General features: G+C 49.3%; 16 protein-coding genes. 11 read left to right on the top strand and 5 right to left on the bottom strand.

The features are described from left to right. Positions 1-13 precede the first annotated feature (13 nt). The 10 genes from gspG to EBA_RS07790 are packed head-to-tail and all read left to right on the top strand — an operon-like array spanning position 14 to position 8,443. Positions 14-439, top strand: a complete 426-nt coding sequence (gspG, locus tag EBA_RS07835) for a type II secretion system major pseudopilin GspG (protein WP_192374129.1) — start codon at positions 14-16, stop codon at positions 437-439. Next, entirely contained in the window at positions 440-952 is a 513-nt protein-coding gene (locus EBA_RS07830) for a GspH/FimT family protein (RefSeq protein ID WP_192374128.1), read from the top strand. After that, positions 939-1,358: a type IV pilus modification PilV family protein gene (locus EBA_RS07825; protein WP_192374127.1), complete on the top strand. Its 420-nt coding sequence runs from the start codon at positions 939-941 to the stop codon at positions 1,356-1,358. Before EBA_RS07830 ends, EBA_RS07825 begins: the two co-directional genes overlap by 14 nt. Beyond that, positions 1,358-2,065 (top strand): prepilin-type N-terminal cleavage/methylation domain-containing protein, encoded by a 708-nt coding sequence (locus EBA_RS07820; protein ID WP_192374126.1) that lies wholly within the window; start codon positions 1,358-1,360, stop codon positions 2,063-2,065. Before EBA_RS07825 ends, EBA_RS07820 begins: the two co-directional genes overlap by 1 nt. A 1-nt stretch (position 2,066) precedes the next feature. After that, positions 2,067-3,038, top strand: coding sequence for a type II secretion system minor pseudopilin (locus tag EBA_RS07815; protein WP_192374125.1), 972 nt, complete (start codon positions 2,067-2,069; stop codon positions 3,036-3,038). Further along, the gene (locus EBA_RS07810; protein ID WP_192374124.1) at positions 3,016-4,188 is read left to right on the top strand and encodes a PilN domain-containing protein; all 1,173 of its coding nucleotides are present in this window, start codon (positions 3,016-3,018) and stop codon (positions 4,186-4,188) included. Before EBA_RS07815 ends, EBA_RS07810 begins: the two co-directional genes overlap by 23 nt. Continuing rightward, positions 4,185-4,763, top strand: coding sequence for a type II secretion system protein GspM (gene gspM / locus EBA_RS07805; protein ID WP_192374123.1), 579 nt, complete (start codon positions 4,185-4,187; stop codon positions 4,761-4,763). The genes EBA_RS07810 and gspM overlap by 4 nt, the downstream gene beginning before the upstream one ends. Next, on the top strand, positions 4,760-5,377 hold the full coding sequence (locus EBA_RS07800) for a hypothetical protein (RefSeq protein WP_192374122.1): 618 nt from the start codon (positions 4,760-4,762) through the stop codon (positions 5,375-5,377). The genes gspM and EBA_RS07800 overlap by 4 nt, the downstream gene beginning before the upstream one ends. Further along, entirely contained in the window at positions 5,367-7,670 is a 2,304-nt protein-coding gene (gspD, locus tag EBA_RS07795) for a type II secretion system secretin GspD (RefSeq protein WP_192374121.1), read from the top strand. Before EBA_RS07800 ends, gspD begins: the two co-directional genes overlap by 11 nt. Positions 7,671-7,696: 26 nt before the next feature. Further along, entirely contained in the window at positions 7,697-8,443 is a 747-nt protein-coding gene (locus tag EBA_RS07790; protein ID WP_192374120.1) for an MgtC/SapB family protein, read from the top strand. Positions 8,444-8,533: 90 nt separating this feature from the next. On the opposite strand, the gene EBA_RS07785 is transcribed toward EBA_RS07790, so the two are convergent. The 3 genes from EBA_RS07785 to EBA_RS07775 all read right to left on the bottom strand — a co-directional run bounded on the left by EBA_RS07785 (position 8,534) and on the right by EBA_RS07775 (position 11,740). Then, a complete protein-coding gene (locus tag EBA_RS07785; RefSeq protein ID WP_192374119.1) occupies positions 8,534-8,746 on the bottom strand; it encodes a hypothetical protein in 213 nt (70 codons plus the stop codon). Positions 8,747-9,068: 322 nt separating this feature from the next. Beyond that, positions 9,069-10,289 (bottom strand): M20 aminoacylase family protein, encoded by a 1,221-nt coding sequence (locus EBA_RS07780; RefSeq protein WP_192374118.1) that lies wholly within the window; start codon positions 10,287-10,289, stop codon positions 9,069-9,071. A gap of 35 nt (positions 10,290-10,324) precedes the next feature. Beyond that, on the bottom strand, positions 10,325-11,740 hold the full coding sequence (locus EBA_RS07775) for a sigma-54 dependent transcriptional regulator (protein ID WP_192374117.1): 1,416 nt from the start codon (positions 11,738-11,740) through the stop codon (positions 10,325-10,327). A gap of 228 nt (positions 11,741-11,968) precedes the next feature. Here EBA_RS07775 and EBA_RS07770 point away from each other — a divergent pair, with 228 nt between their 5' ends. Next, positions 11,969-13,213, top strand: coding sequence for an HlyC/CorC family transporter (locus EBA_RS07770; protein ID WP_192374116.1), 1,245 nt, complete (start codon positions 11,969-11,971; stop codon positions 13,211-13,213). A gap of 206 nt (positions 13,214-13,419) precedes the next feature. On the opposite strand, the gene corA is transcribed toward EBA_RS07770, so the two are convergent. Then, positions 13,420-14,697 (bottom strand): magnesium/cobalt transporter CorA, encoded by a 1,278-nt coding sequence (corA, locus tag EBA_RS07765; protein WP_192374115.1) that lies wholly within the window; start codon positions 14,695-14,697, stop codon positions 13,420-13,422. Positions 14,698-14,972: 275 nt separating this feature from the next. Further along, positions 14,973-16,373, bottom strand: coding sequence for a mannose-1-phosphate guanylyltransferase/mannose-6-phosphate isomerase (locus tag EBA_RS07760; protein WP_192374114.1), 1,401 nt, complete (start codon positions 16,371-16,373; stop codon positions 14,973-14,975). Positions 16,374-16,427: the final 54 nt, after the last annotated feature.

The following is a 16,427-nucleotide window of genomic DNA, read 5'->3' as shown; positions in this document are numbered from 1 at the left end:
AGGAGTTAATCAAATGAAACACATGCTTCCCCGCCACGGCGGTTTTACCTTGCTGGAACTGTTGGTGGTGTTGGGCATTATCGCCATGCTGGCCGGGATTGTCGGCCCGCAGGTGATGAAACATATGGGCGCCTCCAAAACCAAGGCCGCCAGGGTGCAAATCGAGGATCTGGCGGCATCGCTGGATATGTATAAGCTCGACGAAGGCCGTTACCCCACCGCCCAACAAGGTTTGGCTGCACTGGTGGAACGACCCGCCGACGCCAAACGCTGGAACGGCCCTTACTTACGCAAGGACAAAATCCCGCAAGATCCCTGGAATCAAGATTACCACTATGTCTTTCCCGGCCAGCACGGCAAGTTCGATTTGTTTAGCTTTGGCGCCGATGAAAAAGAAGGCGGCGAAGGCGAAGATCAGGACATCAACAGTTGGGAATAAATGAACGCGCTACCCGCCATTAAGCTGCTAGAAACGCAAGATTTTGCGTCTCGGCGGCTGCGCCCTAATCGCAATGGCGGTTTCACCTTGATCGAGTTGATTATCGTACTGCTGATCAGCGTGCTGGGTTTTGCGGTACTGGGCAGCAATATTGGTTCCGGCAACCGCAGCACCAAACTCCAAGCGGTAGCCAGGGATATGGCCTCGGCGCTGCGTTATGCGCACGGCCAAGCCGTGATGACGCAAAAACCGGTGAGTGTGGCAATAGATCTGCAAGACAATAGCTATTCAATCAGCAACCGTGACAAGAACTATCCGTTTGCCGAAGATATCGACGTTTCCCTCGTCGTTGCGGAAGAAGAGTTTAGCGAAGGAGAACAAGGCAATATTCGTTTCTTCGGCGACGGCTCGTCCACCGGTGGTCGCATCACGCTAGAATGGGGCAATCAATTGCGCCGTATCGACGTCAACTGGATTACCGGCGAGGTCAGTATTTCCGATGCTGCGGCATAAAGGCTTTTCCCTGCTGGAAATACTGGTGGCCTTTTCCATCATGGCGATTGCGCTGACCGTGCTGCTGCGCATCTTCGGCACCGGCGTTAACAATGCCGTGATTTCCGAGGAATACACTATCGCGGTGCAAATCGCCGAATCGCTGATGGCTCGTACCGGCGTGGAAACCGCGCTGACAGCCGGCGAGACTCAGGGTACGGAAGGTGATAAATACGACTGGCAAATCACTGTCAGGCCTTCGGTACCAGCACTATCACGTCCCAGCCTTAGAGACACGAATTCGGATCAACAAAGAGCCACGCCGGAACTGATGTCCGTGCGAGTAGTCGTTGCTTGGGGCGAGGAAAAACAACCGCGCTCCGTGGAATTACACACTTTAAAACTGCAGCATCAAGGCCCTGGCTAGTGCTGAACCGCTCATCCGCAAAAGGCTTTACGCTGATTGAAATGCTGATTGCCCTCAGCCTGCTGAGCATCATGGTGGCATTGCTATTTGCCAGTTTGCGAATTGCTGCGGAAAGCTGGAACAGCGGCGAAGCCAAAATCAGCGAAGTGAATAAAAAAGCCGTGGTTTACCAATTCTTCAAGCGGCATTTGAGCAATACCAAACCATTCCCGGTCATCCCAGACCAACAGCAAAACAATCAACAACAGGATTTGCAAGACGTGCCGAAACTGGCTTTTACCGGCTTGCCGCAAAGCATCAGTTTTGTCTCTGCCCTGCCAGCCGCCTCGGCACGTAAGGGCTTGCAAGTGTTTCATGTCGGGCTGGACCCGCAAAAGCCATCGACACTCAAAGTAGCGTTGACGCCTTACCGGCAAACCGAATCCATACCGACCGACGCCGAACCGGTAGTGATTTTGGAAAATTTACGGCATTTCAAAATCAGCTATTTCGGCGCCGACACGGGCAATGGCGACGGCACCAGCGGCTGGGTGGACGAATGGCAAGGGCAAACGACCGGTCAGTTACCCAAGTTGGTGAAAATCAGCATCGCGCTGAGCGACGACAGTTTTTGGCCGGACATGATATTTGCGTTGAAAATCACCGGTCAGCCGAATACGGAAGGCCTGGTCGGCGAGCAAAATCAGTCCGGTGCGAGTTTTCACTAACATGCATAGTGTACATAGACTCAATCGGCAAGGCGGACTGGCGTTGGTGATCGTGATTTGGATCTTAACGTTGCTGAGTCTGATGGCCGGCAGTTTTGCGTTAAGCATGCGTCGGGAAAGCAGCGTTGCCGGCGCCTTGAAAAACAATGCCCAAGCGCAGGCCCTGGCGGAAACCGGTCTGAGTATTGCCCAATTCATGCTGCAACATCCCGATCCCAAACAACGCTGGCATGTAGACGGCAGCATCTATCGGATACCGACCAACGATGCTGAAATCCGCATCAGAATTCTCGCGGAATCCGGCAAAGTCGATATTAACGCAGCCGAAGAACCCTTGCTAAAGGCCTTGCTTAACTCGGTGAGCGACGACGAAAAACTGCAACAACACTTGCTCGACGCGCTTCTGGATTGGCGCGATGCCGACGACGAGCCGCGCCCGCAAGGTGCAGAGAAAAAGCAATATCGGCAAGCCGGCCTGGCTTATCAGCCCAGCAATCAGCCGTTTCAATCCTTGGAAGAACTACAATTGGTGCTGGGTTTCAACGCCGATATTTTTGAACGCCTGCTACCATGGATCACCATCTATTCCGGTCAAGCCGAATTAAATTCGCGACTCGCGTCACCCGAGCTACTGCAAATCGTCGGTGATAGCCTCAAGGAACAAAATATTCATGATGTAAACCTAGAAAATCGGCTGGCTGAATCGGCTTCCAACGATGATGACAATGCCGAGCAAACCGATCCGGCATTGGCAGATGAAGCGCAAACGTATACTATTGTGGTGCAAACCCTGCTGACGGATCAGGCAACAGCAGCTATTGAAGCAGTGTTAAGAATCCAGAATCAAGACCCCAGCCAAGCGCCCTATCAAATCCTGGATTGGAAACAAGGTCAGCAAGTTTTGGCCTTATTCGACTCGGCAAAGGAATCCCAGCTAATAACCGTTCAAGATGAGTTTACAAACGACCATTGATTTTGATCTGAAACGTTTCTTCCATTGGTGGGGGCGGGAATTGGCATTTTTAGTGCCGAACCGTCTTAAATCATCGCTTAGCGACAGTAGCGGCGCAATCGTATTCAGCGCTGCAGACGCGGATTTTCAAATCAACTTTTACCGACAAGCCGAACAGCAAACGCCAATGACATGGCGGCTGGACAGCAATATCGCGGACAGCTATCAAACCTTAAAAGCCCAAAACCCGGACTTTGAAAAAGCCGAGTCTATCTTGCGCCTAGACAATACGCAGGCGTTAAAAAAAACCATCTATTTACCCGCGGCCGCGCAAGAGAATCTGCAACAAGTTGTCGGGTTTGAATTAGACCGCTATACACCATTCAAGGCCGAACAGGTCTATTTCGCCGCCATACCACTCGGCAAAACCGAACACGGCCAAATTGAAGTATTGCTGGTATTTACCCCCAAAACATTGCTGGACGAACAACTTGGTAAACTGCAGACCTTAGGCATACAGCCGGTTTTGGTAGATTTTTGCCAAGCCTGTACCGCCTGCCCGGCCAATGCACCTGCCTACAATTTACTCCCTGAACGCTACCGGCCACGTGGTGATGCATTAGGCCAAGCCGTGCACTGGTTGCTGAATGGCATACTGTTGCTGTTAACTCTCGCGGTATTGATTTGGCCGGTTTGGCAGGAAGGCCGAGCCGTCGATGTATTGAAAAACCAAATCAAAACGCTGGAAAAAGAAACCCGCGTGATAGAAGAGCAACAACATGAAACCGATGCCTTACGCCAGCAAACACAGCGTTTGATAGACATCAAAGCCCAATCTCCTGCCCTGGTTGCAGTCTTGAACGAACTTAGCATTCTATTAAAAGACGACAGCTGGCTAACGCATTTTCAGTTTGCGGACAAGCGCTTGCAAATTCAGGGGCAATCGCCGGCCGCGTCTTCCTTGATCGGTTTGTTGGAAAGCTCCGGATTTTTTAGTAATGTCAGTTTCGTTTCGCCATTGACCCAGGATAAAGCGACCGGACGGGAGCGCTTCCAAATTAGTATGGATGTTAGCCCGCCGCCGGCCGAGCCCAAGTCAGACACCGAAGCGACTACGAGTAACCATCCCAGCGTAACTGAGCCGGCGGAAAATGGAGACTCTACGCAATGAATGATGCCCGCTATCAGCGCTGGCTGGCGCTGGCATTACTGGGATTGGTGTTATCGACTGTAATATTTCTGGTGATGCTGCCTTTATTCAGCAGTTGGCTCGATTATCGCGAGCAAAAAAACGACTTGCTGTTTCGTTTACAACGCCAACAAACCATCGTCGCCCGCCGCGATAGCGTTGCGCAAAATCTGACATCATTAAATCAGCAATATCAGCAGCAAAGCTATCTGAGCGATAGCGATACCGAAGCGCTAGCTTCGGCCGAGCTGCAAAACATCGTCAAAACCGCCGTAACGGAAGCCGGCGGCCAGCTGACCAGTACTCAAGGCTTGCCAGGTAAGGCCGAAGAAGATTTTGTCCGCATCGCGGTCAAAGTGCGCATGAGCGGCAGCATCGAAGCGTTGCGCGCGGTATTGCACAGCCTGGATACCAACGCGCCCTTGTTACTAGTCGATCAATTGGATATTTCGCCGGTGCGCGGTGCGCGCAACCGCAGCACCAACAAAATGGACCCCAGTTCTCAGTTAAACGTCAGCTTTGAAGTGATCAGTTTTATGCGAGCCAAAACCCCATGAACCAAAAGCTGATCAGATTGCAATTACTGGGTTGTGGTGCCTTGAGCCTGCTGTTGGTTGCGGAATGGACTTATAGTCAATTTACGCTGACTCAATTGCAAACGTTACTTGAGCCGCGCGCCCAAACCGACTCGCCAGCCGAACAACTGCCCAACCTTGCCGATAGCAAAGGCTCTGCAGAAAGTTACAGCGATATTGTCGATAGACCTTTATTTGTCGAAGGCAGAAAACCATTCGCCGATGCCAGTCCAACCGATAATTTACAAACTCAAGAGTCCGGGCAAATTGACGATTGGGAGTTAATCGGCGTTTACGACAAAGCCAACAAGCCGACAGCCTTATTTAGAAAACGCAACGAAGCCAAAAAGTTTTTAAAAGTTACCGAGGAACAAAGCATTTCCGGTTGGCTGCTGAAACAAATACAAGCCGATCATGTATTGCTGCAGCAGGCCGGCCAGGAAAAGTCGGTCGTATTAAGAAAGCCGCGCGTACAAGTCAAGCCCCCCATGCCCGGCAAACCAGCCGTGCCACCTAGGCCCCCGCAGCCCAATGCCGTTGCCAAACCTATAGAACCAGTACCTAATGAAAATCCCGAGAACAACAATGACAACTAAAAAAATCAACATTTCTCCTATGTTGGCGTTGGCGCTGTCCATGACCGGCTGTGAATTTATCGGTCCGCAATTGCATGAAAAACTGGCTATCGCCGATAACAAACCGATTCAAGAGGAGACATTGTTGATTCCGGAATTGGCTAACGACGCCTCTAAAAATGCCGAAAACAGAACCACAAAAGTAGAGTTATTTCCCAGCGGAGAAGTGAGTATCGCGCCGCAAACCAGCCATGCCGGCGGTGGAAAAAGCAGCGGCAAGGGCGAATACAGTCTAAATTTCGACGACGCTGATCTTGGCGAAGTGGCTAAAGTAATCCTCAGCGACATTCTGGGCCGGAACTACACCATCAGTCCCCAAGTGGTCGGCAAGGTAACCTTGCAAACCTCCAAACCCTTGAGCAAGGACGAGCTGATCCCAACCCTGGATATGCTGCTGAGTTTGAACAACGCCGCGCTGACCGAACAGGCCGGCATGTATTTGATCAAACCCTCCAACGAAGCCCTGTACAGCAGTTCGATCAGTTCGCTATCCAGCGCCAAAATGCCCAACGGTTATCAAGTCAGAGTGATTCCGGTGAAAAACGTTGCAGCCTCTGAACTGGCGGAAATCTTAAAACCGCTGCTACCGGAAAAATCATTGCTGCATGTTGATCCGAACCGAAACCTGATATTGATCGCCGGTTCAGGCTTGGAAATCTCTAGGGCGCTGGATGTAGTCAATACCTTTGATGTTGATATATTAAAGGGCCGTTCGTTTGCATTATTTACCCCGTCCAACGTCAGCGCCGGCAAAATCATTGAAGAGTTGGAACAAATTTTCAATGCTAAAAATGGCAAGGACGATGAAGCTAGCTTTTTCCGCTTTATTGAGATAGAACGGCTGAATGCGGTGTTGGCGATTACTCATCAAGCCAATTATTTGAAGGATATAGAAAACTGGGTGTTGCGGCTGGACCGGATCAACACCGCAGCAGCCGGCGGCGTGAATGTCTATAGGGCTCAACATGTTAGTGCCACGGATTTAGCCGATACCTTAAGCAATATTTTCGGCAGTGGTGGTTCAGGCAGAAGCAGCAAAGCGTCGATTGCATCCGGTCGCAAATCGATGTCAGCGAGCAATAAAAGCAGCCGAGGCAATTCCAGCAGCAATAATAGTAGTACTGGTGGCTCTAGTAGCAATAGCGGCACTAGTGGCAGTACCGGCAGCTCAGGTAGCGAAAGAACCTTAAGCGACAGAACGCAAGACAAGAGCAACACCCGCGGCAGCGGTGCCCTCGGCGGCAGCTTGAGTAGTAGCGGTGGCACCAGCGGCAGCAATAGCAACGATATGCCTAACGTGAAAATCATCGCCGATGAAGGCAACAATGCGTTAATCATCGTGGCGACCGCGCAGGAATACGCGGTGATCGAGCGCGTGTTAAAGCAATTGGATGTATTACCCTTACAGGTGATGATCGATGCGACGATAGTGGAAGTTACTCTAAACGACGATTTGAAATACGGACTGCAATGGTATTTCAGTCACAATAATGGTGGCGCTAATCACATAAATGGGGGATCAGCGCAGGGAATAGATTTGATCAACTTGACAACAGAGACTGCAAAAACGTTTTCAACAGGCGGTTTTTCTTACGCGTTTTCCAGCGGTTCCAAGGACATTCAAGCTGTATTGAATGCCAGCGCAAAAAACAATAATGTCAATGTCATTTCATCGCCCTCGTTGATGGTACTCAACAACCAGGAAGCTACCATTAAGGTCGGCGATTCGGTACCAATACGCTCCTCAGTCTCCAGCAATTTAAGCAGCACTAACACCAATAACGGTATCGTGCAGACCAGCTCGATACAAATGATCGATACCGGTGTTAATTTGTCGGTTAGACCCAGGGTCAATGCCGGTGGACTGGTTCTGATGGACATATTACAAAGCGTGAATCAGGCCATTAAAACCACAACCAGCGACACAATCGATTCACCTACCATTCAAAAAAGAGAGATAGAGAGTAGTGTCGCGGTGCAAAGCGGTGAAACCATCGTCCTGGGCGGGTTAATCAAGGAAAACAATGACTATCTGCGCGACGGTGTGCCGCTATTGCATGAAATCCCGTTAATCGGCCCATTATTTGGCGGTACCACCAGAAACAAAGACAAAACCGAACTGGTGGTATTGATCACTCCTCGTGTCGTGAAAAGCCGTTCGGATGCCCAAGATGTGACCGAGGAGTTCAAACGGAAATTGTCCGGCATCTATTATCAGCAACCCTTGCAAATTGATGTCGAAACCATCCAATAATGCGACCTAACCTTACAGACTAAATCATGAACCCAATCTCACCAGACCGGCTAATTTCCTACTGGTCCACCGCCCAATTAGAGGCTAGCCTGGTGATTTTGATGAACATCGTCGGCGCCCTGTTTTTAGGCATGGTAGTCGGCTACGAACGCTCCTACCATGGCCGCGCCGCCGGCATGCGTACCTATGGGCTGGTGTGCATGGCATCGGCTGCGGTAACGGTAATCGTTGGTTACCCGCAGTTCTGGTTTGGCGGCTTATTGCCGCTCACCGCTACTGCCGACCCCACCCGAGTCATTCAGGGTATCGTGACAGGCATTGGCTTCTTGGGTGCAGGCGTGATCATGAAGGAAGGTCTGAATATCAGTGGGCTGACTACCGCCGCATCGATTTGGGCATCTTCTGCTATTGGCATTCTGTGCGGCGCCGGGTTTTATTTTGCGGCAATTGTGCTGTCTTTGATAGCCTCGGCGACCATGATATGGGGCGGACAAATCGAAGCGGCGCTACCGTCCCGCCACGCCGTTGCGGTAATTTTACGCTTTCAAACGGGTTATAGATCCAGTCAAACCGAGATAGATAACTTGGCAAAAGCCTTAGGTTATCGTCTGGCCGAAGGTTCGATTACCGTGATCAGCAATAATAAACACGAAGAATGGCATCTGGTTTTTATAGCGAGCGGCAATCATAAAATATCGATAACTGCCATAGCTGAAAGCTTGGATCGCTGCGATTTTATCAGCGGTTACCAAGTCGCCTTTGCGCGAAATTAGATTTATGAGGATTTCAAGGAAAATCAGGAAGCAGGGAATCACTATCACGCCCTACTTCCAAAGCCCATTTGCTTAATTCAATTATCGGAGCTATTCCATTACGTTTTTGACACACTGTCTGGCGAAAGTATCAATCGACAGGGTATCGCTTAAGTATTGGTTGAATAAACCGTTAATATCAACCGGATTGAGATAGACATAAACTCCGCAGCCGGTTAGGGCAATAAATTGCTGGCTCAGTGTTTCAACGAACAGGGTGCGTGTGCTGCTGAGTTGTGTAATTTCGCTGCTTGACGTGTTCATGACCCTCACCTATTTTCTGGTTAAACCCGACTAGTAAGCAGCATGATCCAAGCCAACTCATTCGGCGATTAAGATTCAATATTTTGAATACAAAAGGGCAATCGCCAAGAACCTCTGGAGTCCATCAACCCCGCGCAAAGGGGATCCGGACTTTTGCTTTTCCTGGGTTACCGCTTTCAATAGAAAAGACGAAACAACTTTTTCTCGAGTGACCCTACTCTCTCAAATAGGTTGCTGACATGACAACTGTGTCACAAAAACTGCCAGATTTGTGACAAAACCGGCAGTTTTAGCCGGCCCTGTAAGAATCGTATGACAGCAATTACTCAGCTGCCAGACAAGCTTCCACCAATCTCACCCAATAAGTGGCTCCCAAGGGCAAAATATCGTCGTTAAAATCGTAACTGGTGTTATGGAGAGTGCAAGGGCCCGCACCATGGCCTTGAATGCGGTGATCGCCGACGCCGTTGCCGATAAAGCAATAGCTGCCGGGTAATTTTTGCAGCATAAACGCAAAATCTTCAGCGCCCATCGTAGCTTTTTGCTCTAGCACATGCTGCTCGCCGACGATACCGCTCATTACCCATCGGGAAACGGCAACTGCCTGATCATGATTAACCGTCGCTGGATAACTACGGCTAAATTCAAAATCACATTCCATGCCGTGTGCCAGACAAATATGCCGGGCGATTTCCCTCATGCGGGTTTCAATCAAATCCAACAACTGATTGGAAAATGTACGCACGGTACCCGCCAACTCACAGGTATCAGCGATGATATTAGTTGCCTCGCCCGCGTGCACCATGGTCACTGAAATCAAGCCGTTATCCAAGGGGTTGGCGTTGCGAGTCAAGATTGTTTGAAACGCCATAATCATTTGCGCAGCCACCGGCACGGGGTCTAATCCCAAATGCGGCAATGCTGCATGACAGCCTTTGCCGCGAATCAAGATGCGAAAGGTGTTCAAAGAGGCCATTACCGGCCCTGGGCTGACCGCAAATTGGCCGGCCGGCAACTCCGGCCAATTGTGCATACCATACACCGATTGCATCGGAAACAAGTCGAACAGACCGTCCTTGATCATTTCATCGGCACCGCCCCCGCCCTCTTCGGCCGGTTGAAATATCAGATAGACGGTGCCGTCAAAATGACGCTGGGTTGCCAGATATTGCGCGGCAGCCAACAGCATGGCAGTGTGGCCGTCATGCCCGCATCCGTGCATTTTACCGGGGTATAGTGAAGCATGCGCAAAGCTGTTTTGCTCATGCATGGGCAAGGCGTCCATATCGGCGCGTAGCCCAATAGCCCTATCGGCACTACCCGCTTTAACAATCCCGACTACCCCGGTTTTACCCAAGCCGCGATGAACCGGAATCCCCCATTCGGTTAATTTAGCTGCAACCAACTCAGCGGTACGGCGCTCTTGGAAGCACAACTCCGGGTGAGCATGCATATCGCGGCGCAACTCACGAATTCCGGCAATATTGGCGACAATTTCCGGTATTAGATCGGCTGACGACGATTCAGCCTCGGATTTATTCATGGAACCATCAGTGAAACGTTGGGGATAAAAACCGGCTAAGCCACATCGGATTTGCGAAGTTTTTCCACCAGAGTGGTTCTGCGCATATTCAACAACTTAGCCGCATGCGCGACCACGCCGTTACATTCCTCCAGTGCCTGGCGAATCAGTTCGTTCTCAAGATCGGTCAGGTATTCCTTTAGGTCGATACCTTGTTCCGGCAAGTGTACCGCAGCAACTGCGCCGGGAGCGGGCATCGCCAGCGCTTCTCTCTCTGCCGGCCGTACGATATGAATGTCTTGCTCCGGCAGGGAAATCTGTACACCTTCCGGCACTTCGTAGGCCTGAAATTTTTCCGGCAAATCGCCGACATCGACGCTAGCATCCGGACTAATGATAGCCAAGCGTTCGATCAAATTGGACAACTCTCGAACGTTACCGGGCCAGCTATGTTGCATCAAGGTCGCGATAGCCCTGGGCAATAAGCTGACGGTTCCCCTATTGGCGGTTTCCATGCGGGCGACCAAATCATTGATTAAATAAGGAATGTCTTCTGCCCTTTCCCGCAAGGCCGGCACTTCGATCGGAAACACATTAAGGCGGTAAAATAAATCTTCGCGAAAGCGCTTTTCGGCGATTTCCTGTTCCAAGTAACGATGCGTCGCCGCGATAATACGCACATCGCAATGGATGGTTTTGTTGCTACCGACACGCTCGAAAGTGCGTTCCTGCAATACCCTTAGCAGCTTAACCTGCATCGGCATCGGCATATCGCCGATTTCATCCAAAAATAGCGTACCGCCTTCCGCCATCTCGAAACGACCTTGTCGCGAGGTCAAAGCGCCGGTAAATGCCCCCTTCTCATGCCCAAACAATTCGCTTTCCAACAATTCGCCCGGGATAGCGCCGCAATTGACCGGCACGAACGGCCTGTCTCTGCGCGAGGAGGCACGATGCAACGCTTGGGCCACTACTTCCTTACCCGTACCGGATTCGCCCAAAATAAGCACTGTGGCGTCGGATTTTGCAACTTGATCGATTTGCGAACGGGTTTTTTGAATGGCTTTACTTTTACCGGCCAAGCCCTTGTCCGGTAGAGATTTTTTAGTAGATTGAACAGGCTGAGGCAAACTGTCCAGCAATTGAATCAATTGCGGGTAAACAGTCGGCCACTCCAAAGTTTTGTTGACCATTTGTTGAATAGCGCTGACGACTTGCGGTCCGCCGGCCTCCACCAGCAGCACAACGGGAATATCACCGACGTTTTCTGCGACCATTTTGATCAAGCTGGCTTGTTTGTCCCCACCGCAGCCGACAAACACTGCATCGAAATTATCATGCTGGCGAAGCACTGCTTCGAAATCGCTACTGGCAACCGTCTCCACCCGGTATTCCAAAAATCGGAGTATACCTTCCACCTGCTGTATGCGGTTAGTGTTGTCATCAATGAGCAAAATTTCTGGCAAAGCCATGCGTATAATCTCTGCGAACTACGTTGTTTTAAGGCGGAATGGTGTTGCTGGTTTTAAGTTAAGCATCGAATCCGGTTATTGTCAAAATGGCCTCATTTCAAGCTATTGCATAGTTTAGTTCATGTTGTTTACATCGATTGACTAATAGGCGATCCAATTTTGCAGCTTGACAAATTTTCCACAACATAGAAACTAGCCCCATGTTTAACAGCCAAGAGCCCCGTTGCCTTGAACGACATATCTTTGAGTATACTGTTCGGTATACTGGCAGCCCTACTGATAATTTCAGCTTTTTTTTCCGGCTCTGAAACCGCGTTGATGACGCTGAACCGTTATCGGTTACAGCATTTGGTGAAGAAAAATCATAAGGGTGCGATTAAAGCCCATCAACTCCTGAAAAGGCCGGATCGCTTGATAGGCCTGATTCTGCTGGGCAACAATTTCGTCAATATCCTGGCAGCGTCCCTAACCACCTTGATGGCGATCCGTCTCAGCGGCGACAACGCTGTAGCACCTGCTATCGGCCTTTTAACGTTTGGAATGTTGGTGTTTTCCGAAGTCACCCCAAAAACCTTAGGCGCCCTCAAGCCTGAGCTTTTAGCGTTACTATCTTCCTGGATTTACATCCCATTATTGAAAGTCTTTTACCCGTTAGTTTGGGTTATTAACTCTATATCCAACCTGCTATTGTGGCCGTTCGGCATTAAAAGCACGAGCATTACAGCTGTCGAATCACTTAATAAAGACGAGTTAAAAAGCATCGTGTCGGAAGCCAATCACTTGCCGGCACGTTATCAAAACATGCTGTTGAGTATTTTGGATCTGGAATCGGCTAGCGTTACCGATATCATGACGCATCGCAATGAAATTATTGGTATCGATTTGGAGGAATCGGTAGAAGATATTATCAAACAACTACAAAATAGTCCGCATACTCGCCTACCGGTGTACAAAAAAAATATCGACCGGGTGATAGGCTTTCTACATTTAAGAACAATTTTGTCGCAAATTAGTCATCCCGGTTTCGACAAACACAATATCACCAACAGCCTGTCCAAGCCTTTCTTCATTCCGGCCAGCACCTCTATTCATAAACAAATGCAAGTCTTTAAGGCCGAAAAATTACGTATTGGCCTGGTGGTAGACGAATATGGGGATGTACAGGGATTGGTGACACTCGATGACTTATTGCAGGAGATTGTCGGCGAATTGGTTTCGGAAGAACCCGATATAAAAATGCAAAAAGACGGCAGCTATCTAGTGGATGCCGGCGTAACCATCCGCGAACTCAATCGCATCACGCATTGGGATTTACCCACCGAAGGCCCAAAAACTTTGAATGGCCTGGTAATCGAATACATGGAGACCATTCCGGAACCCGGTACCAGCGTGAAGTTACATGGACACGTCATCGAAATAATTAAGCGTGATGAAAACGCCATCAAGCTGATTAAATTCAATCCCAAACACTAATCACACTTTATTTTAGCCCAAAAAAAAGGCGGCTATTTTTAGTAACCACCTTGGAAGCAATAGGAAGAAATATAACGCAACTTTTAACTATCAAACCGAACGAAAAAGTTAGGCTAATAATAGTTACGTAAATTTCAAATTTAAATGTGACATATTGTCGCAGGCTGCATCCAATCTTAAAATGAGCATGAACCCATGCCCATCCTTCACCTCAACCACCCCTTGCGTTTAAAGAAAATAAACGGCAACAAGACCGAGACCGTCATTAATCCAAGCGCGAAAGGGTAGCCAAGCATCCACTGCAATTCCGGCATATTTTCAAAATTCATTCCGTAAATACTGGCTATCAAAGTGGGTGGCAACATCGCCACCGAAGCCACAGAGAAAATTTTGATTACCTTGTTCTGATTGATATTGATAAAACCGACTGTGGCATCCATCAGAAAATTAATCTTGTCGAACAAAAACGCAGTGTGGCTATTAAGCGACTCTATATCCCGCAGAATTTGCTGAGCATCTTCCAGCTGGGTGGTATTCAGCAATTTGCGGCGAATCAGAAAAGAAACCGCACGCTGAGTATCAAGCATATTTCGGCGGATTCGGCCATTCAAATCCTCCTCTTCGGCAATATCGGTCAAAATATCCGCGGCTTCTTCGTCGCTAATATCCTGACTCAATACTTTTTTGCTGACAATTTCCAACTGTTCGTAAATATTCTCCAGCGCATCGGCAGAATATTCGGCTTCGGCACCATATAAATCCAGCAACATATCCTTGCAATCCGAAACGAAACCCGGTTGGGTACGAGCCCGTAAACGCTGTAAACGAAACACGGGCAACTCTTCACTACGCACCGAAAACAGCATGTCGCCACGCAATATAAATGCGACCGGCACACTGCGCGATTTGCCTTCGCGATCCAGTAAAAAATCCGAGTGAATATGAATCTCGTGCTGATCCTCGACATAGAACCGGGCACTGGCTTCCAAATCGGTCAAATCCAAAGGATCGGGTAACTCCAGGCCATAATGTTGTCCGACGAGCAGCCGCTGCGCCTTGCTCGGTGCCAATAAATCGACCCAGATCGGCTTGATGGCATACAAATCGTGGCGGCAAGTGATCGCCACTTTAGCGAGCCGACCTTCCAACAACTCGAACGCACTCATTTGCCCAACGCCACAATGCGGTTCCCGGTCGCCAACCAATTCCTCGCGTAAGGTATCGGACAACTCCCAAAGCACATCGTCCTGCCTGTTCTCCTCGACCTGCTGCCAGACCAAACGCGCATCCTCCAGATCCAGCGCATGCAGAATTTGGCCAATTTCGATAGCAGAAAGCCGCGCCAATAAACTACGCAGCTCCACCATATGCTGCTTTTGTACCAGGGCAGTAATCAGCTTGCGACGCGGCATGGGCTGATTATTCAGCATGCCTTCGACAAGCTTATGTTTTTTCAACAGATCGTTGACTGTTTGTAGTGACAAGAGCAACTCCGGAATAAAGCAAGCACCAAATTTTTTATTCGGCGGGTATAAAACGGCTAACTTTAAACCAAAACGCTGACAAAAAATCGGTCGCCGATCTTCTTCAAATGGCGAACTTTAGTAAATTTAGACAACTCTACTTAATGTTAACGACACATCAATCAATTGTTCCGTGTAAATCATCTACTTAACAGTGATAAAGACATACCAGATGAATTACACAAAAAACATGTCGCCAAGCCACGCATAGACGCAGCTATAACAAACAGGCCTGATTAAATACGACCGTATTGATCTTCGTAACGGACAATGTCGTCTTCGCCGAGATAACTGCCCGATTGGACTTCCACCATTTCCAGCGGAATCACGCCCGGATTTTCCAAACTGTGAATAACGCCCAAGGGGATATAAATCGATTCGTTTTCGGTGACCAAAATTTTCTCACCGCTTTTATCGACCCAAGCCGTGCCTTTGACAACAACCCAGTGCTCGGCGCGGTGATGATGTTTTTGTACCGATAATTTTGCACCCGGTTTCACCACAATCCGCTTGGTTTGATGGCGTTCACCGCTATCGACTAAATCGTAATGCCCCCATGGTCTGTATACTTTACGATGCACACTGGCTTCGCTACGTTTCAATTTTTTCAGTTGCTCGACCACTTCCTTGACATCTTGGACACGGTCTTTCGCGGCTATCATCACGGCATCATCGGTTTCGACTACAACCAAATTGTCGACACCGATCACCGCAACCAATTTATTGGCCGAGTGGATATAGGAATTGTGAGTATCCACGGTTAGCACATCGCCTTTGATGGCGTTGCCGGCGACGTCTTTCTCAGTTACATCCCAAAGAGCGGACCAAGAACCGACATCGTTCCATTCTGCATCCAACGGGATCACCACCGCCTTATCGGTTTTCTCCATCACGGCGTAATCAATGGAATCAGACGGGCATGTCGAAAAAATCTGCTTATCCAAACGGACAAAATCCAAGTCCGGTTTCGCCACCCGTAAGGCTTCTCTACAAACTTCCAACATTTCCGGATTGAATTTTTCCAATTCACGTAAAAAACAACCGGCTTTAAAGGCAAACATACCGCTGTTCCAGAAATATTCACCACTTTCCAGATAACGTTGCGCGGTTTGCGAATCGGGCTTTTCAACAAAAGCGCCAACCTTATACGCCTCGCCATAACGAGTATCTCCCCGCTTGATGTAGCCATAGCCGGTTTCCGGCTCAGTGGCGACTATTCCAAACGTTACCAGCAGATCCTGTTTCGCCAACAGTTCGGCTTGTAGCACCGCTCGATGGAAAGCCGGACGATTGCCAACCACATGATCGGCCGGCAAAATCAATAACACATCATTTTCGGAACGCGCGCTCAATGCGGCCATCGCCACGGCAGGCGCGGTATTTTTGCCGACCGGCTCCAAAATAATAGCGGCAGGTTTGATGCCGATTTCCCGCATTTGCTCTGCGAGCATAAATCGATGATCTTCATTACAAACCGCAATTGGCGCTTGTAAGCCGGCAACGCCATCAAGCCTTAAAATGGTTTCTTGAAGCATGGTGTTGCCGGACACCAAGGGTAAAAATTGCTTGGGATACTGACCGCGAGACAATGGCCATAGCCGAGTCCCTGAACCACCTGATAAAACTACCGGTATCATAATGTCGTTTTCCTTACGGGCTGAATGAAAATGTGTTGAGCTAGTCTAACATCT

It is taken from the genome of Methylomonas albis (genome assembly GCF_014850955.1).
In the GTDB taxonomy this organism is placed as follows: domain Bacteria; phylum Pseudomonadota; class Gammaproteobacteria; order Methylococcales; family Methylomonadaceae; genus Methylomonas; species Methylomonas albis.
This window is presented reverse-complemented; position numbering and strand designations above follow the sequence as displayed.